The sequence below is a fragment of the Halodesulfurarchaeum sp. HSR-GB genome (genome assembly GCF_031432215.1).
Taxonomy (GTDB): domain Archaea; phylum Halobacteriota; class Halobacteria; order Halobacteriales; family Halobacteriaceae; genus Halodesulfurarchaeum.
This window is the reverse complement of record NZ_JAVKGN010000001.1, coordinates 826,234-850,193: the sequence shown is the minus strand read 5'-3', so window position 1 is coordinate 850,193 and position 23,960 is coordinate 826,234. Positions and strand designations below refer to the sequence as shown.

The 23,960-nt window shown below is 65.4% G+C and carries 22 protein-coding genes and 2 tRNA genes; 11 read left to right on the top strand and 13 right to left on the bottom strand.

Annotated elements, in window-relative coordinates; all coding sequences use genetic code 11:
- Positions 1 to 17: 17 nt before the first annotated feature.
- Genes RH831_RS04590 through RH831_RS04575 form a run of 4 tightly spaced genes read left to right on the top strand, consistent with a single transcriptional unit; the run spans position 18 to position 2,984 of the window.
- Positions 18 to 611 carry a DNA-3-methyladenine glycosylase 2 family protein gene (locus tag RH831_RS04590; protein WP_310553084.1) on the top strand — a complete coding sequence of 198 codons (594 nt, stop codon included), beginning with the start codon at positions 18 to 20 and terminating at the stop codon, positions 609 to 611.
- A gap of 40 nt (positions 612 to 651) precedes the next feature.
- On the top strand, positions 652 to 1,053 hold the full coding sequence (locus tag RH831_RS04585) for a DUF2391 family protein (RefSeq protein ID WP_310553083.1): 402 nt from the start codon (positions 652 to 654) through the stop codon (positions 1,051 to 1,053).
- Between the two features lie 48 nt (positions 1,054 to 1,101).
- Complete coding sequence (locus RH831_RS04580; protein WP_310553082.1) at positions 1,102 to 2,514, top strand: single-stranded DNA binding protein; 1,413 nt, start codon at positions 1,102 to 1,104, stop codon at positions 2,512 to 2,514.
- Between the two features lie 38 nt (positions 2,515 to 2,552).
- On the top strand, positions 2,553 to 2,984 hold the full coding sequence (locus RH831_RS04575) for a histone (protein ID WP_310553081.1): 432 nt from the start codon (positions 2,553 to 2,555) through the stop codon (positions 2,982 to 2,984).
- A 1-nt stretch (position 2,985) separates the two neighbouring features.
- On the opposite strand, the gene cca is transcribed toward RH831_RS04575, so the two are convergent.
- Both cca and RH831_RS04565 read right to left on the bottom strand, forming a co-directional pair.
- The gene (gene cca / locus RH831_RS04570) at positions 2,986 to 4,341 is read right to left on the bottom strand and encodes a CCA tRNA nucleotidyltransferase (protein WP_310553080.1); all 1,356 of its coding nucleotides are present in this window, start codon (positions 4,339 to 4,341) and stop codon (positions 2,986 to 2,988) included.
- 42 nt (positions 4,342 to 4,383) lie between these two features.
- Positions 4,384 to 5,181: a ZIP family metal transporter gene (locus RH831_RS04565; protein ID WP_310553079.1), complete on the bottom strand. Its 798-nt coding sequence runs from the start codon at positions 5,179 to 5,181 to the stop codon at positions 4,384 to 4,386.
- A 184-nt stretch (positions 5,182 to 5,365) separates the two neighbouring features.
- Between RH831_RS04565 and RH831_RS04560 the strand changes: the two genes are divergently transcribed.
- The 4 genes from RH831_RS04560 to RH831_RS04545 all read left to right on the top strand — a co-directional run bounded on the left by RH831_RS04560 (position 5,366) and on the right by RH831_RS04545 (position 7,542).
- Positions 5,366 to 5,438, top strand: a tRNA-Asn gene (locus RH831_RS04560).
- Between the two features lie 47 nt (positions 5,439 to 5,485).
- Positions 5,486 to 5,560 (top strand) — tRNA-Ile (locus tag RH831_RS04555).
- Positions 5,561 to 6,065: 505 nt separating this feature from the next.
- Positions 6,066 to 6,563, top strand: a complete 498-nt coding sequence (locus tag RH831_RS04550) for a DoxX family protein (RefSeq protein WP_310553078.1) — start codon at positions 6,066 to 6,068, stop codon at positions 6,561 to 6,563.
- Positions 6,564 to 6,750: 187 nt separating this feature from the next.
- Positions 6,751 to 7,542: a hypothetical protein gene (locus tag RH831_RS04545; protein WP_310553077.1), complete on the top strand. Its 792-nt coding sequence runs from the start codon at positions 6,751 to 6,753 to the stop codon at positions 7,540 to 7,542.
- A gap of 13 nt (positions 7,543 to 7,555) precedes the next feature.
- Here RH831_RS04545 and RH831_RS04540 read toward each other — a convergent pair whose 3' ends face one another.
- Positions 7,556 to 7,966 (bottom strand): SRPBCC family protein, encoded by a 411-nt coding sequence (locus RH831_RS04540; RefSeq protein WP_310553076.1) that lies wholly within the window; start codon positions 7,964 to 7,966, stop codon positions 7,556 to 7,558.
- Positions 7,967 to 8,078: 112 nt separating this feature from the next.
- Between RH831_RS04540 and RH831_RS04535 the strand changes: the two genes are divergently transcribed.
- Positions 8,079 to 8,726: a helix-turn-helix domain-containing protein gene (locus RH831_RS04535; RefSeq protein ID WP_310554136.1), complete on the top strand. Its 648-nt coding sequence runs from the start codon at positions 8,079 to 8,081 to the stop codon at positions 8,724 to 8,726.
- Here RH831_RS04535 and hcp read toward each other — a convergent pair.
- The 3 genes from hcp to RH831_RS04520 form a co-directional block, all read right to left on the bottom strand.
- Positions 8,723 to 10,417 carry a hydroxylamine reductase gene (gene hcp / locus RH831_RS04530; RefSeq protein ID WP_310553075.1) on the bottom strand — a complete coding sequence of 565 codons (1,695 nt, stop codon included), beginning with the start codon at positions 10,415 to 10,417 and terminating at the stop codon, positions 8,723 to 8,725. The genes RH831_RS04535 and hcp overlap by 4 nt on opposite strands.
- Positions 10,418 to 10,562: 145 nt before the next feature.
- Positions 10,563 to 11,816 carry a PAS domain-containing protein gene (locus tag RH831_RS04525; protein ID WP_310553074.1) on the bottom strand — a complete coding sequence of 418 codons (1,254 nt, stop codon included), beginning with the start codon at positions 11,814 to 11,816 and terminating at the stop codon, positions 10,563 to 10,565.
- Between the two features lie 29 nt (positions 11,817 to 11,845).
- Positions 11,846 to 12,535 (bottom strand): helix-turn-helix domain-containing protein, encoded by a 690-nt coding sequence (locus tag RH831_RS04520; protein ID WP_310553073.1) that lies wholly within the window; start codon positions 12,533 to 12,535, stop codon positions 11,846 to 11,848.
- Positions 12,536 to 12,642: 107 nt separating this feature from the next.
- On the opposite strand from RH831_RS04520, the gene RH831_RS04515 reads away from it, so the two are divergent.
- Together RH831_RS04515 and RH831_RS04510 are read left to right on the top strand one after the other, a co-directional pair.
- Positions 12,643 to 14,262, top strand: coding sequence for a COG1361 S-layer family protein (locus tag RH831_RS04515; protein ID WP_310553072.1), 1,620 nt, complete (start codon positions 12,643 to 12,645; stop codon positions 14,260 to 14,262).
- The gene (locus RH831_RS04510; protein WP_310553071.1) at positions 14,262 to 16,715 is read left to right on the top strand and encodes an MMPL family transporter; all 2,454 of its coding nucleotides are present in this window, start codon (positions 14,262 to 14,264) and stop codon (positions 16,713 to 16,715) included. Before RH831_RS04515 ends, RH831_RS04510 begins: the two co-directional genes overlap by 1 nt.
- Here the strand turns inward: RH831_RS04510 and RH831_RS04505 are convergent, their stop codons facing one another.
- From RH831_RS04505 to RH831_RS04475, 7 genes are all read right to left on the bottom strand, one after another.
- On the bottom strand, positions 16,716 to 17,288 hold the full coding sequence (locus RH831_RS04505; RefSeq protein WP_310553070.1) for a cyclodeaminase/cyclohydrolase family protein: 573 nt from the start codon (positions 17,286 to 17,288) through the stop codon (positions 16,716 to 16,718).
- Positions 17,285 to 17,944 carry a helix-turn-helix domain-containing protein gene (locus RH831_RS04500; protein WP_310553069.1) on the bottom strand — a complete coding sequence of 220 codons (660 nt, stop codon included), beginning with the start codon at positions 17,942 to 17,944 and terminating at the stop codon, positions 17,285 to 17,287. Before RH831_RS04500 ends, RH831_RS04505 begins: the two co-directional genes overlap by 4 nt.
- A 205-nt stretch (positions 17,945 to 18,149) precedes the next feature.
- Positions 18,150 to 20,720, bottom strand: a complete 2,571-nt coding sequence (locus RH831_RS04495) for a bacterio-opsin activator domain-containing protein (protein ID WP_310553068.1) — start codon at positions 20,718 to 20,720, stop codon at positions 18,150 to 18,152.
- An 86-nt stretch (positions 20,721 to 20,806) separates the two neighbouring features.
- On the bottom strand, positions 20,807 to 21,574 hold the full coding sequence (locus RH831_RS04490; RefSeq protein ID WP_310553067.1) for a HEAT repeat domain-containing protein: 768 nt from the start codon (positions 21,572 to 21,574) through the stop codon (positions 20,807 to 20,809).
- On the bottom strand, positions 21,571 to 22,410 hold the full coding sequence (locus RH831_RS04485) for a hypothetical protein (protein ID WP_310553066.1): 840 nt from the start codon (positions 22,408 to 22,410) through the stop codon (positions 21,571 to 21,573). The genes RH831_RS04490 and RH831_RS04485 overlap by 4 nt, the downstream gene beginning before the upstream one ends.
- Positions 22,407 to 23,042: a molecular chaperone TorD family protein gene (locus RH831_RS04480; RefSeq protein ID WP_310553065.1), complete on the bottom strand. Its 636-nt coding sequence runs from the start codon at positions 23,040 to 23,042 to the stop codon at positions 22,407 to 22,409. Before RH831_RS04480 ends, RH831_RS04485 begins: the two co-directional genes overlap by 4 nt.
- A 3-nt stretch (positions 23,043 to 23,045) precedes the next feature.
- On the bottom strand, positions 23,046 to 23,867 hold the full coding sequence (locus RH831_RS04475; protein WP_310553064.1) for an ethylbenzene dehydrogenase-related protein: 822 nt from the start codon (positions 23,865 to 23,867) through the stop codon (positions 23,046 to 23,048).
- Positions 23,868 to 23,960: the final 93 nt, after the last annotated feature.

Sequence of the window (23,960 nt, the reverse complement as noted above, 5' to 3'; positions counted from 1 at the left end):
AAGAGACTCCAACACCCATGCCCGTCGAGGAACTGGCCCAACCGACCGCGGCCCACGAACACCTGCAGACCGATCCAACGATGGCCGAACTGGTCACCCAGCACGGCTATCTCGGCGTCGAACCCGCAGCAGACCCCTTCACACGACTGCTCAAGTCCATCGTCCGCCAGCAGGTCTCGATGGCCGCGGCCGAGGCAACCTGGGAGCGACTGACCACGGAGTTCGAGGTGACCCCGGCGGCGATGCTGGCAACCGAGCCAGCAGCCCTCCAGGCCGTCGGCCTCTCCGAAGCGAAAAGCGAGTACGTCCGGAACGTGGCCCGGGCCTTCCAGGATCGGGGCTGGTCCAGGTCCCGGTTCGAGGGGCTGGACGATCGAGCCGTGATGGACTCGCTGACCGAAATTCGGGGCATCGGGGCCTGGACCGCGAAAATGTTTCTCCTGTTCGGACTGGGCCGACCGGACGTGTTCCCGGTCGAGGACCTGGGCGTTCGACGGGCCATGACCGACCTGTACGGCGACGAGACGAGAGATTCGATGGCCGAGCGGGCCACCACGTGGGCCCCGTATCGATCGATCGGGTCGCTGTACCTGTGGCGAGCCCAGGACTGAGGGGGAACGTATTAGGAGCACACCCGCGCAGAAATAGAGTATGAGACGGCCACGTTTCCGGCCCGCTGACGTCGCCCAGCAGATCGTGGGCGGACTGCTGCTGGCGGGTCCCTTCGTGGTCACCGAGGAGGTCTGGGTCCTCGCCGAGTCGATGTCGTCCCTGCAGACGGCCCTCCTGATCGGCGGGGTCGTCGTCGTGGGCTACAGCGCGCTCTACAAGGCGGACAAGGATCGAGACCTCGAGGTCGAGGCCAAGTTCCTGGGGATCCCGCTGCGGTTTGTCTCCCTGCTCACCGTCGCTTTCGGGGCGGTCACGGTCATGAGCTTCCTGCTCGCCGCGCCACGAACCTTCGGGGCGAGTCCCATGGGGACGCTCACGGCGATCAGCATCGGCTCCATGTTCTCCATCGTGGGGGCGGCCGCCGCGGACTCGCTCTTCTAGTCACCAACGGCAAGGTTCAAGAGCGAGAACGCGGCCTAGTTTCACGTAATGGGCGATATCGAGACGATCTACGAGGATCTCGACACGGAGGAGGTCTCCCTCGAGGAGTTCCGCGCGGCCGTCGAATCCAAGGTCGAGCAGATGGGCGGGCTCGCGGACGAGGAGACGGCCGCGATGCTCATCGCCCACGAACTCGAAGACGGGCAAGTATCGGGGCTCGCGGACGTCGAACCCGGGATGGACGAGGTCTCGGTCACCGCGAAGGTCATCAACGTCGGCGAGTTGCGGACCTTCGAGCGGGACGATCCCGACCAGCCCGAGGGCCAGGTGATCAACGCCGACGTGGCCGACGAGACGGGCCGACTCCGGGTCTCGTTCTGGGACGAGATGGCGAGTGCGGCCGAATCGGACCTCGAAGCAGGGCAAGTACTCAACATCAACGGCCGGCCGAAGGATGGCTACGACGGCGTGGAGGTCACCGTCGACCAGGTCGAACCGGCACCCGACACGGAGATCGAGGTCACGCTCACCGAGGAGTACCGCGTCTCGGATCTCACGCTCGGCGCGTCGGATGTCACCCTGCTGGGCGAGGTCCTGGCGACCGAACCCGTTCGGACCTTCGACCGGGACGACGGCTCGGAGGGGAAAGTCTCGAACGTGCTGGTCGGCGACGAGACGGGTCGGGTACGGGTCACGCTCTGGGACGACCAGGCCGACCAGGCCGAGGCCTTCGAGCCCCACGAGGTCGTCGAGGTCATCGACGGCTACATCCGAGAGCGGGACGGACGGCTGGAGCTGCACGTGGGCGACCGGGGGGCTATCAACCGGACCGACGCCGAGGTGTCCTACGTGCCTGACACGACGGATATCGAGGCCGTCGAACTCGACGAGACCGTCGACATCGCGGGGGTCGTGCGCTCCGCGGACCCGAAACGAACCTTCGACCGGGACGACGGCTCCGAGGGCCAGGTCCGGAACGTCCGCGTGCAAGACGAGACGGACGACATCCGGGTCGCACTCTGGGGCGAGAAGGCGGACGTCGACCTCGGCCCGGGCGACGAGGTGCTGTTCGTGGACGTGGCGATCCAGGACGGCTGGCAGGACGACCTGGAGGCCTCCGCGAACTGGCAGTCCACCATCGTGTTACTGGAAGACGGGGTCGAGTCCAGTGACGGGGCCGCCGAGAGCGAGCCAACGGGCGAAACCGACACCGGCCTCTCGGCCTTTGCCGACGGCTCCTCACCAGCCACGAGTACCGAGTCGACCACCGAAAGCGAGTCTCAGGATGGGGAGGAAGTCGAGTTCACGGGTGTCGTCGTGCAGGCCCGGGACCCGGTCATTCTGGACGACGGGGAACGCACCGTGACGCTGCGAACCGAGGTTGACGCCGAACTCGGCGAGGAACTGACCGTTCGTGGGGAACTCGCGGACGGAACACTCGATCCCGACGCCGTCGAGTGAGGAAACAGTTAAGCCAGTGACCGCCCGGGATTTCGGGTATGAGTGTCGAGCTTCCCTTCTCCCCCGTCGATTCGCTGATCAGGACCCAGGCGGGAGACCTCCGTGTCAGCGCCGGTGCCGCCGAGGCACTCGCCCGAGAGATCCAACAGATCGGGGCGGCAATCGCTGCCGAGGCGGCCCAGCAAACCGCCGCCGCTGACCGCAAGACGATCATGGTCTCGGATTTCGGGGACATCTCGGTCCCCGGACGAGACGCGGTGACCTTGCCCGTCGCGCCCGTCGATCGAATCGCGCGCCTGGAGATCGACGACCAGTTCCGCGTGGCCGAGGACGCCAGACTCGCACTCGCGGGGCTGCTCGAATCGCGGGCCAAGCGGATCGCAAGCGGCGCGAGAAAACTCGCCGAGCACGCGGGTCGGCGGACGATTCAGGCCGAGGACATCGAGTTGTTCGTCTCGCTCTGTGACTGACTCACGGCGACGGGTGGAAGTACGCCGCGAGTTCCGAGCCAAAGGCCTCGGCTAAGACGGCCACGTCAGTCCCTACCTCCAGCACGAACTCGTCTTCGAGCACGGGTTCGATCTGCGCGCCGAGGGCCACCGTCGTGAGCCGTTCGGCGACGAACTGCTCGGCACTCGTAATTTCCCGGGGTCGCTCGACGACGTACCGGTCGCCGTCGATGAACGGGCCGATCGCCTCGCTGTCGACGTAGGTCTCGTAAAAGCGCTCGGCGTGGGGCTGGGCGTGGACTGGCGGCCCCTCGTGACGCTCGATCGCGGGCAGGTCGGCCACCGAGAGTTCGACGAACAGGACCGCCCGATCACGCGCCCACGTCTCGCCCCGAAGCACGTCGAAACCCGCGTTTTCCAGCCCGCGCACCAGTCCCGCGAGCGAGCGACGGAGCTGGGGGTAGAGCTGATCCGCCACGAGATCCGGGGGGTCGAAAACGACGGCCAGCGGCGTCGTGTCCCGCTTTTGGATCGCTGCCCGAACCGCGTCTTCGTCCATCGGCGACGTCGCCGGCGGGAAGAAAAAGTCGACGCCAGGATCGGCCAGAAACTGCCGGGCATAGTGGGTGAGCCGGGCGACATGTGCGTGTGAGACGACGGCGGCGACGTTTCGCTCCGGATCGGTGGGGTCGACGACGACCAGCGGATCGTCGAAGGACCGGGTGCCATGCTCGGCCGGGTCGAGATGGACCGGCGGGTGCCACTCGCTCGCCGCCTGAAGGGTCTCCCGAAAGCCGCCGTATTCGAGGACGAGGAGTTCGGCGATGTACCCCGAGTAGCCCTCGGTTCGCAGGTCACTGCCATAAGAGCCGATTCCCTTGAGGAACTGCTTGAAGAGCCGAACCGCCCCCGCCAGTTCGTCGTCGAGGCGCGCTTTCAGGTAGGCGTTGTGAAAGGGAGTGCGATCGACCGCGGACTGGATCTGGGTGGCGTCCGGAACGGCATAGCAGGGAACCAGATCGACCGCGAACCCGCGGAACTCCCCGGTGACGTAGGGATGCTCGGCGAATTCGGTGTGCCCATCCGGGAGCACGTCCCGGCCGACCTGCAGCCCGAGGCGTTCCAAGTCCGTCCGCGGTAGCTCGGGATCGAACTGCACGAAGACGTCGATGTCCCGGTCACCGCTCACCCAGGTCCCCCGGGCCGTCGACCCGACCTGGAGGACACTCGCCTCGACATCGAGATCCGCCAGGGCCGCCTCGGTCCGATCTACCAGGGAGTCGACGGCGGCATCGAGGGCGGCTCGTTCACCCGGATCGGGATCGACCCGCTCGCGAACGGTCTCGATCACCGCCTCGGGGTCACGAGAAGTCGTCATGCCCTCTGATTACCGGGGCCACCCCGAAAGCATGTCGATCGCTCAGATCATCGCGAGCGGGACCATCACCGCCACGCCAACGAGAATACCAGCGAGTAGCTCCGGCCACCCGCGGTTGTCAAGGTCCGCCCCCTGATCGAGGGCCTCGGGAATGAACTCGGTCACAACCAGGTACACCATCGCGCCGGCGGCAAAGCCAAAGCCGAAGGGGAGGAATTCCCGGGCGTACCGGACAAAGGCAAAGGCCAGCACCGCGCCGATCGGCTGGGGCAAGCTGGAGAAGATCGACCACCAGACCATCCGCCACTTGGAGACGCCCATCGCCCGCAGCGGGATCGAGATCGCAGTCCCCTCCGGGACGTTGTGAATCGAGATGGCGACGGTCATGAAGATCGCGAGCACCGGGACGGTGAACCCGAGGAACATGGGGCCGGTCCCGAGGTTCAGATCCGCGAAGGAGACCCCGACTGCCACGCCCTCGGGGAAGCTGTGGACGGTGAGGATGCCCAGGATCAGGACGAGTTTCTTGAAGTCGGCCTCGGTGTACTCCCGCGGGTCGACGTTCGCGTGGGTGATCACGCGATGGCTCACGACCACCAGCAGGACCCCCACAAGCACCCCGGGGAGAAGTTCCTGGACGGTCCCGGCGGCGAGCCCCTCCTTGAGGAGCCCGAAAACCGAGGCCGCGACCATGATTCCCGACGCGAGCCCCCAGAGCAGCACGTTCCACCGTCTGGGAATGTCATCGACCAGGAAGAAAGGGAGGGCTCCGACGCCGGTCGCGATCGCTGTCACGAGGCCGGCGAAGAAGACCAGGAGCAGGTTGGCGAGCAGGCTCATCCGTCGTATGGACCGACGGGCTTCCGGGAGTTAAAATTTCGGAAGAAAAGTTTGTGAAACCTAAATTAGTCTTTCCTAATGCGTATGGGGTGGACCAGTTCGTTCCACGGTGGGCGAGGCGGCGGGGCGGGACCCCCAGCCGAAACGAAAGCCCTATCAAAAGTAGCCAAGTACGGTAACCCAAGCCGCCGTAGCTCAGCTGGTAGAGCACTCCGCTGTTAACGGAGTTGTCCCAGGTTCGAGCCCTGGCGGCGGCGCTTCTGTAAGGTAACGCTCAAGGCAGAGCCACGGGTACGCTCGGGCAGGGCCCTTAGCTCAGTCTGGTTAGAGCGCGCGGCTCATAACCGCGTCGTCAGTGGTTCAAATCCGCTAGGGCCCATTTCTTCGAACAAAGCGAGATGAAATGGCCAGCGGATTTGAATCAGGGAACGAGCGAAGCGAAGTGACCGAGGTTCAAATCCGCTAGGGCCCATTTCTTCGAGCGGAGCGAGATGAAATGGGCGACGGATTTGAATCAGGGAACGAGCGAAGCGAAGTGACCGAGGTTCAAATCCGCTAGGGCCCATTTCTCGGGACCGTCACCGTCGAGTGACCCGAAGGTGTCACGAGACGTGACAACGCGGAGAGGGCCAGCGGATTTGCAACCCAGGAAACCGAACGGAGTGAGGTTTCCGCTGGTTCAAATCCGCTAGGGCCCATTTCTTCGAGCAAAGCGAGATGAAATGGACGGAGGATTCGAACCCAGGAAACCGAGTCCAACGCACACACCGTGTTTGATCGTGGAGCGCCCGATTGGGGTCCAACGGGCACTATGATACGATTCGCGGAGTGCTACCAATCACGTGGGGCGCCAACTCATACTCGGTAAACCCCTACCATATAGTATGAGTACACAACCAAGTGATTCCTCGGCCGTCGAGCCGAGTGAGCAGACCGGGTCGATCGCAGCGGAACTCAGGACCCTTGACCAGCGAGTGACCGGCTGGATGGCGGACAACGGGCTCCAGGCCGCACGGCTGGCTCTCGGGATCGTCTTCGTCTGGTTCGGCGCTCTGAAAGTCATCGGCGTGAGCCCGGCGGCCCCGCTGGTGGCCGAAGCCGTGTGGTTCCTGCCGGCCGGGATCTTCGTCCCGGTTCTGGGAATCTGGGAGATGCTGATCGGACTGGGATTTCTCTACCGGCCCTGGACCCGGATCGGGCTGGTGCTCCTGGCCCTCCAGATGCCCGGGACGTTCCTGCCGGTCGTCCTCGTGCCGGAAGCCGTGTTCACGGCATTCCCCTACGGTCTCACCCTGGAGGGACAGTACATCGTCAAGAACTTCGTGATAATCGGGGCGGCACTGATCATCGGCGGAAGCCTGCAGGACACGGATCGGCCCTAGTCCCCGCCAAATCGTGATTTTCCGGCCCGCCGGTGGATGCCATACGCGCCGGTGGCTACCGCGTCTCGAGTGAGTGGCCTCCCACAGGAGCCAGTTCTTCGATCCGAAATCGACAGAACCCGCCAGCGAAGGGGCACGAATATGTTCGGGCAAGGGTGTACAACCGCAGACGGAGAACGCCACGGCAATGCGCCTTCGCAAGTTGCGACCACCGCTGCCACCCGAACACGGAGCGCGGTCACTGCTGATCGTCGGCCTGCTGACCCCCGTGAGCGTCGGCCTCGGAGCGGGCGTATCGTGGACGAGCACGGTGCTCGTGTCGGTGCTCCTCTTTTGGCTTTTGACCGTCGGCGCCATGCTCTTCCGGGAGGCCGTTCGCCGGCACGGGGCCGCCGCGGGGCACGAGAAGCGGCGGTACGCTGTGATCGGGGCGGTCGAGGCCCTGCTCGTCAGCCTGGCCATCGGCGGGCTCGTGGTCTTGCAGGGCCCGATCTGGGCACTCGGGGTGCTCGCCGTTCCCGCCGTCCTCGTGGAACTCCGCTACCGGGGTCAGGGCGGTGCCGGTCGGCTGCGGGGCGTGGCCGCTGGCGTGCTGGGGCTCTCGGTGATCGCTCCCGCAGGCGCTCACCTCCTTGGGATCACCAATCCCGGGCTTCTGGGGGTGCTTTATGCCCTCTTCGCCGGCTATCACCTGCTCGCCACCTATCGGGTTCGACTGGTCGTGACTCGAACGCGAGCCGAGTCGGAAATTTCGACCGGTCGATGGCTGCTCGTCCCCGTTGGGGCGGTAGTGGCGGTGCTCGGCGGCTGGTCGATAGGCTTGATCGGCCCGGCAGGGCCAGTGCTCTTCGGGCTCTCGACAGCCAGAACCGTACACCTGGCGATAACCAGTGACTCCCCGCCCATGAAACGACTGGGCCAGACCGAAGCGCTGCTCTCGACCCTGTTCGTACTCGGTGGGCCATGGCTACTGCCCTGAGGCCCCGAATCCGTCAGGTCAGTTCGCGCTCGACGTAATCGAACTGATCGGTGAACTCCCCCGTTCGCTGGGTCTTGATCAACGAGTTGTCAAGCACCGGTCCGAGCACACCGCCCAGCGTGAACTCCGTCGTCGCGACGAGTTCGGCACCCTCGGGGGCGCTTTGAACGCGATAGCGCGTCCACATGTCCTCGAAGATGCCCTCGGTCTGCTCGAATTCGAGGACGTGTTCGCTCTCGATTCGCGTGAGTGTCAACTCGAAGGTCGCCACGCCGATGGTCCGGGAGACGGTGTAGGTCTCGCCCTCGACGGTCACGGCGTCGAAGCCGGAGGCCCGGATGAACGCGGGCACGTCAGTGCGGATCAGCGAGCGGACCGCGTCCGGGGACGCCGCGATGGTTCGCGTGGCGGTCACCGTGGCCATACATCGTCCTCGCCGGGCGAGTTTCAAAAGGTTCCGGCGAACACGTTCGGGGCTGCCCCCGCGGGAATCCGAACATATTCGAGCCGTGAACGGCAAGTCCACCCGAACGGGAATGGTCCATGCAATCCTCTCGATCGAGATCCCGGACCGCCTCTGGATCGGCGCGATCTCGCGGGCGTACCCGGAGGCAAAGATCAGAGTCCTCTCGGCGGTCGCGGGCGCGGACACTGGCGTCGGACTCGTCGAGATCACCTGTTCGGCCCTCGATGCGATGGTCGCGGAGATCGAAACCGTCGAGGAGACCCAGGACCTGACGGTACTGGGCCAGGCGGGGGACACCGCGCTGGTGCAGTTCGAGACGACCGAGCCGACGCTGCTCTTTCCGATCGTCGGGTCGGGCATCCCCCTGGAGATGCCCTTCGAGTTGCAAGACGGGGCGGCGACCTGGGAGATCACGACCTCACAGGAGCGGCTCTCCCAATTGGGCGAAGAGCTCTCGGCGTTCCAGATTACCTACACCGTCGAGGAGGTCCGCGAACGGCTGAAAACGGGCTCCCTTCTGACCGACCGACAGCGAGCGCTCGTCGAGACCGCCCACGAGATGGGGTACTACGATTCGCCTCGGAACGCGACCCTGACTGACGTTGCGGCGGCGGCCGACATCGCAAAATCGACCTGCAGCGAGACGCTCAAACGCGCCGAAGGCCGGATCATCGGCGAATACCTCGCCGAGCAAAGCGCGGACGCGGATTTCTCCTAGTCTGACATCGCGGGCTGGGTCGGCTCTCCGTCGATCGTGGCGAGGATCTCCTGGATGTCGGATTCGACGGTATCGATCGGTTTGATTCCGAACTCCTCGACGAGCAGGTCGGTCACGCCCGCAGAGAGGAAGCCGGGCAGTGTGGGACCCAGCCGGATGTCCTCGACACCCTGGCTCAGGAGGGCCAGAAGCACGGTGACGGCCTTCTGCTCGTACCAGGCGATGTCGAAGGCGATCGGGAGGTCGTTGATGTCCTCGACGTCGAGGGCGTCCTGGAGCGCCGTCGCGATCCGGATGAGCGAGTAGGAGTCGTTACACTGGCCGGCGTCCAGCACCCGCGGGATGCCGTTGATATCCCCCAGATCCAGCTTGTTGTACCGGTACTTGGCACACCCGGCCGTGAGAATGATCACGTCCTCCGGGAGTTCCTTTGCCATCTCGGTGTAGTAGTTCCGCTCGGTGTGCCGACCGTCACAGCCGCCCATGACCACGAAGCCACGGATGTCGCCGGCCTGGATGCCCGCGATGATCTCGTCGGCCCGGTCGAGAACCGACTTGTGCGCGAAGCCGTTGGGAATCGTGCCGGATTCGATCTGTTCGGGCGACTCCGTGCCCGTCGCGGCCTCGATGAGTGGCGAGAAGTCCTTGGGTTCGCCGTCCTCGCGACCGTCGATGTGAGAAACCCCGGGGAACCCGACGACGCCCGTGGTGTACACGCGGTCGGCATAGGAGTCCGACGGCGGGACCAGGCAGTTCGTCGTCAGGAGGACCGGCCCGTTGAACGCCTCGAACTCCCGGTGCTGTTCCCACCAGGCGTTGCCGTAGTTGCCCACGAAGTGGTCGTACTCCTTGAACGCCGGGTAGGCGTTCGCCGGCAGCATCTCGCCGTGAGTGTACACGTCCACACCCTCGCCTTCGGTCTGTTCGAGGAGCTCCTCCATGTCCTTCATGTCGTGCCCGCTGATCAGGATCCCCGGCCGGTCGCCCACGCCGATGTCGACCTCGGTCGGCTCGGGGTGGCCGAACGACTCGGTGTGGGCCGTATCGAGGGTCTCCATGACCTCGACGCCGACCTCCCCCGCCTCCAGGACGAGGTTCGTCAGCTCCTCCGCGTCGTAGCGATCGTCCACCGTTGCGGCCAGCCCACGGGTGACGAAGGCAAAGACCTCGTCTTTCGTTTCGCCCAGGGCGGAGGCGTGATCGGCATACGAGGCGATTCCCTTCAGCCCGTAGGTGAGCAGTTCCCTGAGCGAGCGCAGGTCCTCGTCTTCGGTGCGCAACGCGCCGACCGTGGATGGGTCGGCCTTCTCGTGGAAGTCTGCGGGGCCCTCGCCGGTCCAGGTCGCTGCCTCGGGCAACGAAGAGTCGTCTAGCTCGCCGACCTCGCGCTCGTAGGTCTCCCGCAACGCCGCGCGTCGGCGCTGGGTCTCTTCGATCCGGTCCTCGAACCACTCGGGGTCGAAGTTGACGTTCGTGATCGTCGAGAAGAGACTCTCGGCGACGAAGACGTCGAGGGCTTCGTCAGAGATTCCTTCCGCCCGTGCCCGCTCGGCGATGGCGGACAGGCCCTTGAGTTCCCAGACCAGGAGGTCCTGGAGGTTGCTCGTCTCGGCGTCCTTCCCACAGACGCCCACGTCGGTACAGGCCTCGTTGGCCGCGGTCTCCTGGCACTGATAGCAGAACATGCTCATGCCGACCACCGTCGAGAGTCACAGATTGTTCGACACGACCCGACTGGGCTCGCTCGTGACGTAACTAGATGCATTCGCACCTGAATATTCGCCATGGGCCGGCGAAGGGATTCTGACGAACATGTTCGTCCGGCCGGGCGACCGCTCACTCGCCCCAGTCGACCAGTCGTTTTTCCCCCTCCAGGCTGCGAACGTCACTCGCCTCCTGGGTGACCTCCAGTGTTCCCCGGTAGTTCCCACGCTCGTCTCGAAGGGCGTAATACTCGATCACGACGAACGCCTCGTCGTTCTGAATCCAGAACCGGGCCCGGTCCTGCTCGCCGGCCCGGAACGCCGAGAGGATCTGTTCCACCCGGTCGACGCTCTCCGGCGGGTGACAGTTCTGGACCGTCCGACCGATGATCGAGCCGGATCTGGGGAAGATCCGATCCTCGGGGTTGTTGAAATAACGGACCCGGTCGTCCTCGTCCACGTAGGTCACGTCGATCGGGAGGGTGTCGAAGAGCATCTGGACCTCCGACAGCGTGAGCGAGCCGGTTTCGAGCCCGAACTCGACGGCCCCAGCGGGAAGCGAGCCAGTGTCCCCCGATCCAACGAAATCGTCCGTGTCGGCCGCGGGATCAGCCGAATCCAGATAGGTGAACGTCGGTTCGATCTCGAAGTACCCGATCTCGGCGCTCTCCCGTTGAATCGGCTCCCACTCCGCGTCGGTCAGCGTCTCGCGTGCCACGGGGAAGATGACCTGTTCCTCCTTGAAGATCAGGCCCTGCAGGAGGTTCGAAAGCCGGGTGCAGAGCGTCGAGAGGGTCGCCGGATTCGTCTCCGGATTCGAGGCCATCGATTCGAGGGTGGAGCGCAGCGAGCGGATATCGTCGTGAATCGACCACATGACCCCGAGCGGCCGGTCGTGTTTCCAGTGGTCTTCAAGATGGGAGAAAAGTTCGTTTTCCTTCCGGACGAAGTGCCGATCGATCCCCGAAAGCGCCTCGATGTGGGACTGCAGGTTCCCGACGGCCTGGAGTGGCGGCTCCGTCGCCCCCTCGATCTCCGCCGCGAGGCTGGTGATCTCCGCGAGGTGTGACTCGATCGCCCGGTTCTCCCGGCGAAAGTTGTCGATGGGATGCCCGGCTGCCGGCTGGTCCCAGTCGTGTGCCTCGAGTGCGGGCCGAAACTCCGCCAGAATCGGTTCGATCTCTTCTTTGACCGCGGGAATCGAAGCACCTTCCGCAAGCAGCGTGTGTTCGATCACCAGCACGTCATACGGCCTGACGGCCTCGATCGCGTCCGTGTACTCCGTAGCGATCGACGCCGCGTCCGCCCCCTCCTGGACGCGTGTCACGAATTCGTAGAGGGCCTCGACTCGATCCGACTGCTCGACGTTATCGATGAGTTCTGCCATGTGTTGGATTCAATATGAGTCCAGTTCGGTTACAGTCCGGCGAAGGTTCCGTTCGATCCACTTGCGGGCCGTCCGTCAGCGGAACTGTCGGGTGCGTACCACTCGACGATGTTCCTGACTGCCCGGCGGAGAATCTCACTCGCCGTGGACTTGCTCACGTCCGTCTGTTCGGCCACCGCTCCGATCGTCGCCTCGCGGGGGATCTCGAAGTACCCGGCTCCATAGGCGGCCGCAAAGACCGTCCGCTGTCGGTCGGTCAACCCCGGCCCGCTCGCCAGATCCGTCGGTTCGGCGTCGCCGATTCGATCGACGCGGTAGGAAAGCCCCGACTCCTGGAGGTGGGTGCTGAGTGCCGAGAGTCGACCCTGGGAGGTCGTGAACTGCCAGGTTGCGACGCCATCCTGGATATGGATCGGGGTTTCGAGTGGCACGCCCGCCGCGAGAAACGGTTCGAGGATGGCGGTCTCCGCGGTCTCGATCTGGAAGACGCCACGGCGTTCGTCGACGGAGAGCAGATCGACCGCCGTGAGCGAGTCCTGGGCCTGCAAACACGCCAGGATCGAACCTGGATCGGTCGTTTCGGCTTCGAGGACGGCGTGACCGACGCCATCATCGATCAGCACCGTGAGCACTCGAAGGGTGGTCTCGGGAGCGTTTCCCGTGACTTCGGCGACCCACGAGTCCGGCGGCATCGTGATCGTCAGTTCGACAACTGGCATCGACTCTCCCTTATCGGCGAACACGGGTATAAACGGTCACGGACATGTTCGGGTCGGCCCACATGTTCCCGACAACACGTTCCCCCAGACACCGCCAATCCGGGCCCATGTCACGGCTGGCCGCTCTGCTCGCGCTCACGGTCGTTCTCAGTATCGCCGTCGGTCCCGGACTCGCGCTCGGGGCCGACACTGGAAGCATCCGCGGTGAACCCGATCTCTCGGTTTCGGCTCCGGCCCCGACACTCGCCCCGGGACAGGCGACTGAACTGACACTCCAGGTCCGGAACGACGGGGACCTCCAGTGGGGTGGCCCGGATCAGCGGGCGGCCGTCCTCACCGCTCGTGACGTCACCGTCGAGGCGACCGCGGACGATGCCCCCTTCGATATCGAGAGTGAGGTTTTCGCCCTGGGATCGGTCTCCGAGGAACGGCCACGAGAAGTCCAGGTTGCGGTGACCGTTCCCGAGGACGCCGAACCCGGAGCCTATGACCTCGAGGTCGAACTCGACTACTCCCACGTCGCCCAGTACTGGTCCAGTAACACGACCCAGTATTCCCAGGATCACAGCCACACCGTCGAGGAGACCATCGAAGTGACTGTCGAGGAGACGGCCCGCTTCGAACTGACGAACGTCACGACAGACGCCCAGGTCGGGGCCGATGGCACCCTCACCGGAACACTCACGAACGTCGGCTCCGAGCAGGCCACAGACACCCGTCTCGCCCTCGAATCGACGAGCCCAGGGGCCTCCTTCGTGTCCGGTACGGGCGCGGAAACCTACGTCGGCACACTCGACCCAGGGGCGTCCAAAACCGTCACCTACGACCTCACCGTGAACCCGGAGACGACCGTCCGCGAGTACGCGGTCGACGGAACCGTCCGCTACACCGATTCGGACGGCCTCGTCCGGGCGGATCCCGACCTATCAGCCGGGTTCAGCCCGGTCCCCGAGCAGTCCTTCTCGGTCGTGAACGCCACCGGGGACCTCCAGGCCGGCGACGAGCGATCATACGTGGTCGAAATCCGAAACGACGGCCCACGGACGGTTCGTGAACCGGTGGTGAAACTCGACTTCGAGAACCCGAACGTGTATCTGGATTCCCCACAGCAAGCCGTCGAGGCCCTCAAGCCAGGGGAGACGGCGACAGTCAGCTACGCCGTGGACGTAAGCGACAGCGTTTCCGAGAGCCACCAGGGAGTCACCCTCAACGTGGCCTACACCGATGTCCGGGGCGATCGACAGGGGAGTGACCCCATGCCCGCCACGGCAACGATCGCGGCCGAGCGCGACCAGTTCGAGGTGACGGTGCAAAACGCAACCGTCGAGGCGGGCAGCACCGAGACGGTCGAGGTGACCGTGCACAACGCCGGCGACCGTCCAGTCTCCGAGATCGAGGCCAAAGCGTACCTCGACCCGCCACTCGACTCGACGGACGACGAGGCGATGATTCCGCACCTGGAGCCGGGCGAGTCCGAGACGATCAGCTACGCGGTGAGTGCCGCCGATTCGGCCCCCGCGAAGACCTTCGGGCTCGCGACTGACTTCCAGTACCTGACTCAGGACGGCGACACGGAACTCTCACGCACACACGTGGTGGGCGTGACCGTCACCGCGGCACCGGACGGAAACCTGCCAGATTGGCTCCTGGGCGGCCTGGCTGGGCTGGGGGTCATCCTGGTCGGGGCGGTCTGGCAACGAAACTGGCTCGCGGCCCAGTTCCGATAATGGGCCGCGGCTCCGGACTCGCTACGGGACTCACGACGGCGGTCGTCGAGCGGCCGCTCGCGGTCATTTTCGTGTTCCTGCTCCTCACCGCCGGGTTCGCCACTGGGCTCGACGACATCACGATGAGTGCGGGCACGGACGACTTCTCCGAGGACGTCGATGCGTACGCGACCCAGGAACTGGTCGAAGAGACCTTCGAGCAACCGTTCGAGCCGGATTCCAAGGCCACACTGTTGCTCTACAGCCAGCAAGACGTGCTCTCTCAGTCGGGGCTCATCGAGATGTTGACCATCCAGAAGCGAGTCGCCGATCGCCCCGACCTCCACGTGACCGAGACCCGGAGTGTCGCCTCGCTGGTCGCTCGCGAACTCGATCCGACCGCACGCACCCACGCGGATCAGATCAGGGCTATCGAGCGGGCCACCGACAGCGAGCGACAGGCTGCGGTGCGAGCAGTTATGGACGATCCGGCCGGTCAGTCGCTCCTCGGCGAAAAGCGAAACCAAAAACAGGGGAGTGCCGGGGCGACCATCGGGGTCGTGACCCACGACGTGGACGAGGATTCGCTGCAATCGGTGCAACTGGAGACCCGGCAGATCGCGGCGACGGCGACGGGGGACATGCGCGTGTTCGGCTCGGGAATCACGGACTACGAGAACCAGCAAGTCCTCAAGGATTCACTGTCGGCCTCGATCCCGGCCGTGGTCGTCCTGCTCGTGCTGTTCCTCGCGGTCGCCTTCAGAGACCCATTCGACGTGTTCCTGGGCGTTCTCGCTCTCGGGATGGCCCTCGTCTGGACCTTCGGACTGCAGGGACTTTTGGGAATCCCGTTCTCGCAACTCCAGGTCGCGATCCCGCCGCTCTTGCTCGCTATCGGCGTCGATTTTGGCATCCACATCATCAATCGGTATCGCGAGGAGGAATCCGGAGGGATCGGTGAGCCCATGCGTCGAACGCTCGCCCCGCTTCTGGGTGCGTTCGTCATGGTGACCCTGACGTCCGCCATCGGGTTCTCCGCGAACATGGCCAGTGGGCTCTCGCCGATCGCGGAGTTCGGCCTCGTCGCGGCGCTCGGGATCAGCGCCGTCGCGCTCGTCTTCGGGCTCTTCCTGCCCGCCGGAAAGGTCGCCCTGGAGCGGTTGCGCGTTCAGTCCTCGATCCCGCGACGGTCGCCCACGCCGCTGGGGGCCGAGGACTCCGCGCTCGGTCGACTGTTGCCGGTTCCGCTCGAACTCACCAGCAAGATCCCCACCCTGTTCCTGCTCACGTTGCTCCTGACGGCGGGCGCTGCAGGGTATTACGGGCAGGACGTGGGAAGTTCCTTCGAGGACGAGGACATGCTCCCGCCCGAGGACTTGCCGGACTACCTCGACTCGCTCCCCGGCCCGATGGCCCCTGGCGAGTACACGACGACGGCGAACACCCACTTCCTCGAGGACCGGTTCGAGACCACCGACCACGACACGGTGACGGTCTACGCCGAGGGACAGTTCACGGCAGATACGTCACTAACCGCACTCTCACGGGCCGGCCGTGATCCGCCCGATTCGTTCGTCCGCGATGGACGGCAGGCCCAATCGACCAGTATCAACACGGTGATCCAGGAGCACGCGGCCGAATCGGACACGTTTCGAGCGCTCGTCGACCGGAACGACCTGAACGATGACGGGATCCCCGACCAGAACCTCGAGACGATCTACGAGACGCTTTTGGCGTCCCCAGCCGGCGATCGAGCCGAGCAGTATCTCAGCTCCGACTACCGCAGCACCCGAGTCGTCTACGCGGTCGAGAGTTCGGCGAGCGACGCGACGGTGACCGCGGACGCGAGACGGGTCGCCGAGCGAATGCGCTTCGATGCGGTCGAAACCGGGACCACGGTAGTCTTCCAGCGGGTCGCCGACAGCGTCTTTGCCTCGGCCGTGTCGAGTCTCGCGATCGCACTGGCCCTGGCCGCCGGTTTTCTCGTCCTCGTATACTTCCTGCTGAAGGGACACCCGGAACTCGGCCTCGTCACCCTGAGTCCCATCGTCCTCACGGTGGCGTATCTCGTCGCGACGATGCGACTGCTGGGGATCCCGTTTAACACGCTGACGGCGACGATCCTCTCGGTGACTGTTGGGGTCGGAATCGACTACTCGATTCACGTCGTCCACCGGTTCGTCGAGGAGATCGAGCACACAGACCCCCTCACGGCGGCCAGAATTACGCTTCGGGGGACTGGTGGGGCGCTGTTTGGGACCACCGTGACCACCATGAGCGCCGGGCTAGCGCTCTTCGTGCTCTCGATCACGCCGATTTTGATCCAGTTCGGCCTCCTCATCTCGATCAGCGTCGCCTACTCGTTTCTCACGTCGGTGGTGGTGCTGCCGGTCGTTCTCCTGTTCTGGGCCCGCCGGAAGGGGCCCACCGCGGAACCCCCCGCGGACGAACAGGCCACCATCCGAACCGCCTGATCACTCGCGTCGATCGGCGTCCGAAAGTGATGCGGCCGCGTTCTCGGCCGCCGTCACCCGGTCCGCCAGTCGCTCGCGGGCCGGCCCCTCCAGAAAGTCGAGGTTCCCCGACGCCGTGGCCAGCGCCGCCCGGAGCGCCCCCGTTACGAGCATGCGGCCCGTCTGCAGGTCCTGTCCCACACTGTCGATGGAAAGTTCCGAGAGCTCCCTGGCCCCCGAAAGCACGTTCAGACACGTCTCGGCGATGGCGAGTGGGACCGCGACGAGCTGTTCGTGGGTTCGGCGATCGAGGTCCGGCGTGCCGCCAAATGCGGATTCGACGATTCTGGCGTCCGCGTCGGCAAGTTCGAGTAGAAGTCGCCGATCGGCGGCCAGTCGTTCGCCGATTCCCTCGACCTGATCTCCCTGTTGCCCGGCCGCGGCCGTGTGGACGGCAGCCATCTCCGCGAGTGCCGCACCGATCGCGCCGACGGCCGCGGCCCCGGAACCGCCCGCCGGCGCCACCTCTCGTGAGGCGATCGCGTCGAGAAACGGGTCCATCTCGGTGCTGATTGGCGTGTCGCTCCCCGTCACAGATCGGCGGCGAGTCCTTCGATCAGTTTCGTCTCGACGGCGTTCAGCCGTTGAGAGAGCGCCGACGTGGAGAGATCGAGTTCGGCCGCCAGATCCGAGAGCGAAGCCTCGCGTGGCTCCTCGTAATAGCCCATGTCGATGGCCGTCCGAACGGCCTCGCGTTGTTTCTCGGTCACGGCGACCCCGTCTATCGAATGGCCCGGTCCCCCAGTCTCCGGATCGGGACCGTCTTCGGCGGGAACGAGTCGACGCAGGACCCACTCGTCCGCCCCGGTTTCGAGGGTGCTCGTGACTTCCAGGAGGCGCTCCCGCGAGTCGAGGTAGGCAGTCACCACTAGGGAGCCGTCCTCGACTGAAAGTGCCGTCGGGGAAACGCCGGCGCGACAGATCATCGTACACGGGCAGGCCTCGTCGATCCGTGTCGTGTAGACGGTCGCGCGGTCCCCGTCGCGCTCGTCGCTGATCGTGGCGTGGCACATCTCGCCGGCGATCTGGATCCGGCCGTTGATTGGCTGTGCCGTGTGTCCCGCAACTGGGCACCGGGCGTCCTCGTGTCGGTCGATCTCCAGTTCGACCCACAGGGAGGCGTCCGTCGGTCGGACGCTCTCGTCCGGTGCCGGACCGTCGATCGGTGGGTGACGTTGTTGGATTGCCATGGATAGGTGGGAGCTCGATGGTCAGATTGCCCCGTGATGAATCTGGGTTCAACCGGAACCCCCGATAACCTGTTGGCAAGTTATCTTTATTCGGGGGGTAGAGGCGGCCCTAGATAGATAGTGTCCCCGGGCTGAAGCACATCCAAGAAATGCTCAAAACCGTCGTTAAGGGGCGTCAAACTGCGTTCGATCCCAATTCGAAAACTCAGTCCTCCTCGCCGGGCCCGAACAACACGTCCGCGATCTTTCGCTGAGCGTGACGCAGGTGGTTGTTGAACGTCGAGCCCGCGATCCCCAGATCCGCAGCGAGATCTTCGATGGTCTGGTTTCGGGGCCACTCGAAGTACCCGCCGAAGTACGCCGAGGTGAAGACCTCGTACTGACGGTCGGTCAGGACTTCCCGGATAGTGTCCGCCGTGTCACTCCCGAGGACCGCCTGGCGTTCCTGTTCGGTCTTCGCCACGAAGGTCGCAGCGGGCGCGACCGACTGGACGAGATCGACCGTCGACTCGATGTCCGCATCTGTTGGGACGGCAACTGTATAGGTTCCACTGCCGCCCTGGAGGTCCACGGCCCGCAATCGGGCGTCGCGGTCGAAGAGCTCGGTCACCGGGGAGTCCGCACCGAACGTGAGCTTGACCCGGTAGGGCTCGGCGTCGGTCGCGACCGCACGGACCGCTGTGATTCCAGGTTCCTCGGCCACCTGATCGAGAATCGCGTCCAACTCCGCGCCCTCGAACTCTAGATAGGCGTCGAGCGTGTCGTGGCGGGCCCCGGCAACCACCCCGACGAGACCGGCCTGACAGTCCAGAGACCGTGTCGTCGCGACCAGCGGGAGGTCCGTCTCGGAGACGTCGAAGGCCAACTCGATCACCGTCTCGGCAAAGAGGAGTTTCTTGTCGGTGATCGCGTCGATGGCGAATCCGACGGTCCGGCCCAGCGTCCGCAGCCCGGTCCGCTCACGCTCCTCGAAGGCGTGCTCCCGGTCGGTCGTCACCACGAGCACGCCGAAGACAGCCCCATGGTGGACCAGTGGAACGGCCGCGATGGTTCCCGGAACTGGCACTTCATGGGACGGGTGATCGTCGACGGTCTCCGGGCCCAGTTTCCGGACCTGGATCGTCCCGTCCTCGAACGCGTCACCGACCGCCTCGGCGGTGGCGGTCCCGGCATCGAGTGGAATCGATTCACCCACCATCGATTCCGTCGAGGCGGCCCGAACCGCAAGTCTCGGCTCGTTCGCCTGTTCCGTGCCGATCCAGGCCTGTTCATACAGCGGTGAATCTGACAGGGACGTACAGACCGTGCGTTCGATGCGGTCCTGGTTGGAGGACTCGAGGAGTTCCTGGGTGATCGCGAGCACCAGATCGGAAACCCGGGTAAGCATCTCCAGTTCGTCCCGGTGCTGGCGCAGGGTTCGCTCCCGTTCCTTCCGATCGCTGATGTCCTCGATGACGACCATGACCCCTTCCAGGGTCTCCTCTGGGCCGGGAACCGGCGACAGGGAGAGGCTCACATCGACACGCTCCCCGCCTTTGGTCCGCCAGGCCGTCTCGATTCCGGTCACGGGGCCGTCGACGATGGCCGAGGAGAGCAACTGCCTGAAGGCGTCGGTCCGCTCCGGTGGTAATGCCGGATTCACGGTGCCCTCGACGGTTTCAGCCGCCCAGCCGAAGATCTGTTCGGCAGCCGGGTTCCAGCGCTTTACCGTCCCGTTTGGCCCCACGATGCAGATACCAACCGGGGCCGCCTCGACGAGCGCGTCGAGTTTCTCCGTCGTCGCACGGAGCTCCTCGATGTAATCCGGCAGATCCACCCGCACCTTGGAGAGCGAGCGACCGAGTTCCCCCGGTACCTGCTCGTCCAGAACTGGATCGTCGAAGTCCCGCCGGGCCAGGGCCTGAGCCTGCTTCGAGGCCGTGCGGTGATAGGCCTGGACGGCCCGGAAGGACTGGGAGAGTTGGGCGAGCTCAGAGCGTTTGGCCGCTTCGGGCAGGGAATGGTCGATCGGCAGGTCCGTTTCGGAGATGGCCGCCTCCTCGCCACGGGCCAGTCGCCGGCCAGCACGGGCCATGTCGGCCATCGGAAGTCCGATAAGCCGTCTCGCTGCGAGTCCCCCCAGGCTCGCGACGACGATGTCGACAGCGAGCAGAACGACCAGGAGCTGCCCGAGGAGCGCCCGGCTCTCGCGAAGGACCACCGCGAACTCGGCGGTGACCGAGTCGCTGATGGCGAGCAGCCGATCGCTGTGCCGGTTGATGTAGGTCATCGACTCCTGGAAGGCCGGCGACTCCGGGTCGGCCGTCCGAACGACGTCGACGTGCGCCCGGTACTCCGTCCAGGCCGTCTCCAGTTCTTCGAGTTCGGGTTCGACCGCGGGTGGCGCCGCGGCGACGGACTCGCCACTCAGTGTGACCTGCGTGCGGGTGCTGTCACTCCCGACGGCCGGATTGAGATTCTGGTCGGGGACAGTTCCACCGTCTATGAGTACGTCGAGGTTGCGCTCGAAGCGATCGCGGGCGATCCGAAGCCGTTCACGGGCGTATTCCGGATCCTCCCCCCGGTCCACCTCGTTTGCGAGATGGGCCATCCGCTGGGTCAACATTCGCTCCTGTCCGGCGACGTTGACCGAGTTGCCCACCTGTTCGGCTTGCTGGTGGTAGACGTAGATGACCGCGATGTTGCTCCCCGCGAGCAGCACCATGATCACCAGCAACAGAGAAACCTTCTCGAAGAGCTTCAGGCGGGTATTCAGGTGGGATAGCGATTCCAGCATTCCTCGTCGATCTCTTTAAACTGACAGTTGGCGGTGAAATGAATGTGTCGCCGAACGGCACATTCGTGTCTGAAATCGGTGTCGGGCTACCGATCGGGAACGTGGTTGAGCATGTGATCGTCGGCCGAGGCAGTCCCGGTCCCATCTTCAAGGAGATCTTCGACATCCTGGCCGCGGGCCCCGAGCGAGCGGGCGGCCGTCTCGCGCACGACCTCTATTTCGGTCTCATCGTCGAGGACCCGTTTCAGCGCCGTGCGCACCGTCTCATCGTCGTCGAACCCGCCGAGAAGTTTCACGGCCCACTCCCTGACTCGATCGCTCGGGTCGTCCAGGGCTTCAAGCAAGAGATCACGCGCCCCATCGCCTCTGATCCGAACGAGGGAGATCAGCGCGTTTCGCCGGACGCCGACGGCCTCGTCTTCGAGTAGCGTCTCGAAGGTCGTCTCGTGAGCGTCCCGAGCCAGTCGGTCGAGTGCGACCGCTGCCTCCGCACGGACCCAGGGATCCGCGTCGGCTTCGAGCAGATCGAGTGCTACCTGTGGGTCACCGTCGAGTTTCCCGGTCGCCTCGACAGCGAACTGCCGGACCTGGTCGTCCGGGTCAGACCGTGCGAGTTCCGCCAGCGTTCGAATCACGGCCGGCTCAGGGTTCCGTCGAGCAAGGGCCAGGACCGCCCGACGGCGGGTTGGGGCCGCCGAATCTTCGAGCATCGCCGCGAGTTCCTCGATGGACGCGTCCTCGACCGGAGTGGTATCCGCCGCCGAATAGTCGGCCGGCTCGGCCGTCCCGAGCCGGACGCCACGAACTGACCGCACCCCGTCAGCGCCCACTGCATCGCGGTGCTCCTCCGTCATCGTGAGCCCTCCAGGAGCAGAGCCACTCCCACTATCAGGGCGAGTGCCCGCGGGATCGTCGCCGGAACGCCGGCGACCAGCACGAGGAGGCCAGCGAGAGCCATCGGGAGCCGTCCCGTTTCGACGGCCCGCGTGACCGCAGTTCCCCCACCAACTGCCCCAACCACGAGCACTGCGAGCGGGAGCCCCACGATTCCCATTCCGAGCAGGCCGACGGCAGCGACCAGCGCGGGCACCGCGATCCCGACGCCGGCCACAACCGCACCCGCCAGGAGGCCGACGAAAACCGACCGCCGGGACCAGCCGACAAATGCGGGAAGTCCAACGATCGCACCAGCGACGGCCACGGATCCCAGGCTCCGGGTAAAAGCCGGCTCGAAGCCGAACGCACCGGCCATCGAGGCGAGCACGCCGACAGTGAACGCGACAGTGACCACGACCTGGCCCGGACTGTCGGCGGTTTTAACGGCGGTTGCAGCGAGGAGGACCGTCGCTCCGGCGAGGGCGATGGCGGCCGGGGCCATGGCCGTCTCGGAGACGGCCGAGAGCAGCCCGAACACCCCCACGAAGAGCATCGCCACGCGAACAGACACGTCAGCGGTGTTCAGTCCCAGGACGAGCGCCGCACTCGCGGGGCCCAAAATCGCGAGCAGGGCGATCGGCTCGTGGATTCCGGAGGGGAACCGGGTACCGACCGGCCCGCTGTCGACGATCGTGACGAGCAACAGCGCAACAGCGGGGACGAGCGCGAGGATCCCAGCCGCCAGGCGAGTCGTCTCGGGGTCGGTTGAGCCGGAGGGCCAGCGCGAAGCCGTCCCCGTCGCCGTGCTCGTCATTCCACGGTCACCTCGTCGTCGAGGGCCGCCAGATCGGCGCGAACAAACGCCGCGGTGAACGAGACGATCGGGTCGTAGATCCCGGTCCCGACCTCCTCGTCGATCGCGGCCTCCAGACCAGCGACGAACGGTTCGAGGTGGCGGTCCAGGAAATCGGCCCGGGCACGCGTGGCCCCGTCCTCGCCGGTGGCCGCGAGTCGAGCCAGATAGCCGACGAACTCCAGTTCGTAGGGGAGATAATCGTGGTGGTCCCGCGTGCGTTCGTCGACTTCCAAATCAAAGTACTCGTAGGCGCGGGCGAGATCGAGGTTCGTGTCGTTCCACCCCCGATCGACGTATTCCGACTCGTAGCGTGGCACCGGCGGATCGGGATAGCCCACGACAAACACGTCGTTGAACCGGGCACAGAGCAGTTCGTAGTCCTCGTCGGTCCGGACCGTCGGCACCGAGACGGCAAGCGCCGACTCCTCGATAAGTCGCCCGAGCTCTTCGAAGAGGGTCCCGTCCGCGAGCACCTCGTACAGTTTTTCGTCAGGTTCCTCGTACAGCCTCGCGAGGGTTCCATAGACGGTCCCTCGGGCAGCTTCGGCGGCGTCGGTCACGGATGGCGTCGATTGCTGGGTCGTAGTCATTGATCAGTCCCCGCCCCGTGCCCGGGCGGCGATAAGCAGCGCGATCACGATGCCGATACCCGCGACAGCCCAGAGCAGGTACTGTGCAGCGGGGCCGGTATCCCCGGGCCCGAGCGGGAGGGTGTACCACTCGCTGTAGGCGTGGTGCCCGGAGCGCTCGTCGTTCGCGCCGTCCCAGACGGCAAAGGCGATGTCGACGTCGGTTTCCAGGTCGAAGTCGGCCCGTGCGGGGGCGTCAGTTTCGAGCGAGCGCTCGAACACCACCGTCCAGGTGTCCCCGTCGTGTGTCGCGTGGGTCTGGACGGTCGTCTCCTCCAGCGCCGTGATGCTGCCGGGGTTGTAGCCGCCGGCCAGGGCCTCTTCGGCGCCGTCAGCCGCCGTCCAGTACCAGAGGTTGACCGGCTGGTCCTGGCTCCCGAGTTCGACACTCGGGGTGGTCGAGACGTTGGCCGGTAACTGGACGGCGGCCCCGTCGGCGTAGGCATCAAGCGCCGCCTCGGAGGCGTTTTCCGTCTGGTCGTCCCACTGGAGCCGGACGTAGATCCGGTCGTCGGTGTGGGCCGATTGGACCGTCACCGAGTCGGTCTGGACGATCGATGCGTCCGGCAGGCCGGACGGCGCACTTGTCAGGGGGACCTGGGCCGACTCCACGTCAGCCCACGCGTCGCCGGTCGGCTGGGACAGCGAGTCACCGGCATCGGGTTGTGAGCTGACCGGGACCTGATTGGCCGGCACGCCGGCTGCGATGGCCGGAACGAAGAGCGCCGAGGCGACGACCAGCGTCGCGATTGCGACCACCAGAGTCGACTGTCGAGCGGCCGTCATTCGTCGAACACCTCCAGGTAACCGCCCTGGCGAGCTCGACGAATTCCAGTCGTCATTCGTCGAACAATCTCCAGGTAACCGCCCTGGCGAGCT

Excerpts from the sequence above, each read along its gene's own strand:
- RH831_RS04510 (WP_310553071.1), top strand. The coding sequence starts at position 14,262 with ATGGGCCGCGGCTCCGGACTCGCTACGGGACTCACGACGGCGGTCGTC.
- RH831_RS04550 (WP_310553078.1), top strand. The coding sequence starts at position 6,066 with ATGAGTACACAACCAAGTGATTCCTCGGCCGTCGAGCCGAGTGAGCAG.
- RH831_RS04580 (WP_310553082.1), top strand. The coding sequence starts at position 1,102 with ATGGGCGATATCGAGACGATCTACGAGGATCTCGACACGGAGGAGGTC.
- RH831_RS04480 (WP_310553065.1), bottom strand. The coding sequence starts at position 23,042 with ATGACTACGACCCAGCAATCGACGCCATCCGTGACCGACGCCGCCGAA.
- RH831_RS04495 (WP_310553068.1), bottom strand. The coding sequence starts at position 20,720 with ATGCTGGAATCGCTATCCCACCTGAATACCCGCCTGAAGCTCTTCGAG.
- hcp (WP_310553075.1), bottom strand. The coding sequence starts at position 10,417 with ATGAGCATGTTCTGCTATCAGTGCCAGGAGACCGCGGCCAACGAGGCC.
- RH831_RS04485 (WP_310553066.1), bottom strand. The coding sequence starts at position 22,410 with ATGACGAGCACGGCGACGGGGACGGCTTCGCGCTGGCCCTCCGGCTCA.
- RH831_RS04535 (WP_310554136.1), top strand. The coding sequence starts at position 8,079 with ATGGTCCATGCAATCCTCTCGATCGAGATCCCGGACCGCCTCTGGATC.
- RH831_RS04500 (WP_310553069.1), bottom strand. The coding sequence starts at position 17,944 with ATGGCAATCCAACAACGTCACCCACCGATCGACGGTCCGGCACCGGAC.
- RH831_RS04525 (WP_310553074.1), bottom strand. The coding sequence starts at position 11,816 with ATGGCAGAACTCATCGATAACGTCGAGCAGTCGGATCGAGTCGAGGCC.
- RH831_RS04515 (WP_310553072.1), top strand. The coding sequence starts at position 12,643 with ATGTCACGGCTGGCCGCTCTGCTCGCGCTCACGGTCGTTCTCAGTATC.
- RH831_RS04520 (WP_310553073.1), bottom strand. The coding sequence starts at position 12,535 with ATGCCAGTTGTCGAACTGACGATCACGATGCCGCCGGACTCGTGGGTC.
- RH831_RS04475 (WP_310553064.1), bottom strand. The coding sequence starts at position 23,867 with ATGACGGCCGCTCGACAGTCGACTCTGGTGGTCGCAATCGCGACGCTG.
- RH831_RS04585 (WP_310553083.1), top strand. The coding sequence starts at position 652 with ATGAGACGGCCACGTTTCCGGCCCGCTGACGTCGCCCAGCAGATCGTG.
- RH831_RS04545 (WP_310553077.1), top strand. The coding sequence starts at position 6,751 with ATGCGCCTTCGCAAGTTGCGACCACCGCTGCCACCCGAACACGGAGCG.
- RH831_RS04490 (WP_310553067.1), bottom strand. The coding sequence starts at position 21,574 with ATGACGGAGGAGCACCGCGATGCAGTGGGCGCTGACGGGGTGCGGTCA.
- RH831_RS04565 (WP_310553079.1), bottom strand. The coding sequence starts at position 5,181 with ATGAGCCTGCTCGCCAACCTGCTCCTGGTCTTCTTCGCCGGCCTCGTG.
- RH831_RS04540 (WP_310553076.1), bottom strand. The coding sequence starts at position 7,966 with ATGGCCACGGTGACCGCCACGCGAACCATCGCGGCGTCCCCGGACGCG.
- RH831_RS04590 (WP_310553084.1), top strand. The coding sequence starts at position 18 with ATGCCCGTCGAGGAACTGGCCCAACCGACCGCGGCCCACGAACACCTG.
- RH831_RS04575 (WP_310553081.1), top strand. The coding sequence starts at position 2,553 with ATGAGTGTCGAGCTTCCCTTCTCCCCCGTCGATTCGCTGATCAGGACC.
- cca (WP_310553080.1), bottom strand. The coding sequence starts at position 4,341 with ATGACGACTTCTCGTGACCCCGAGGCGGTGATCGAGACCGTTCGCGAG.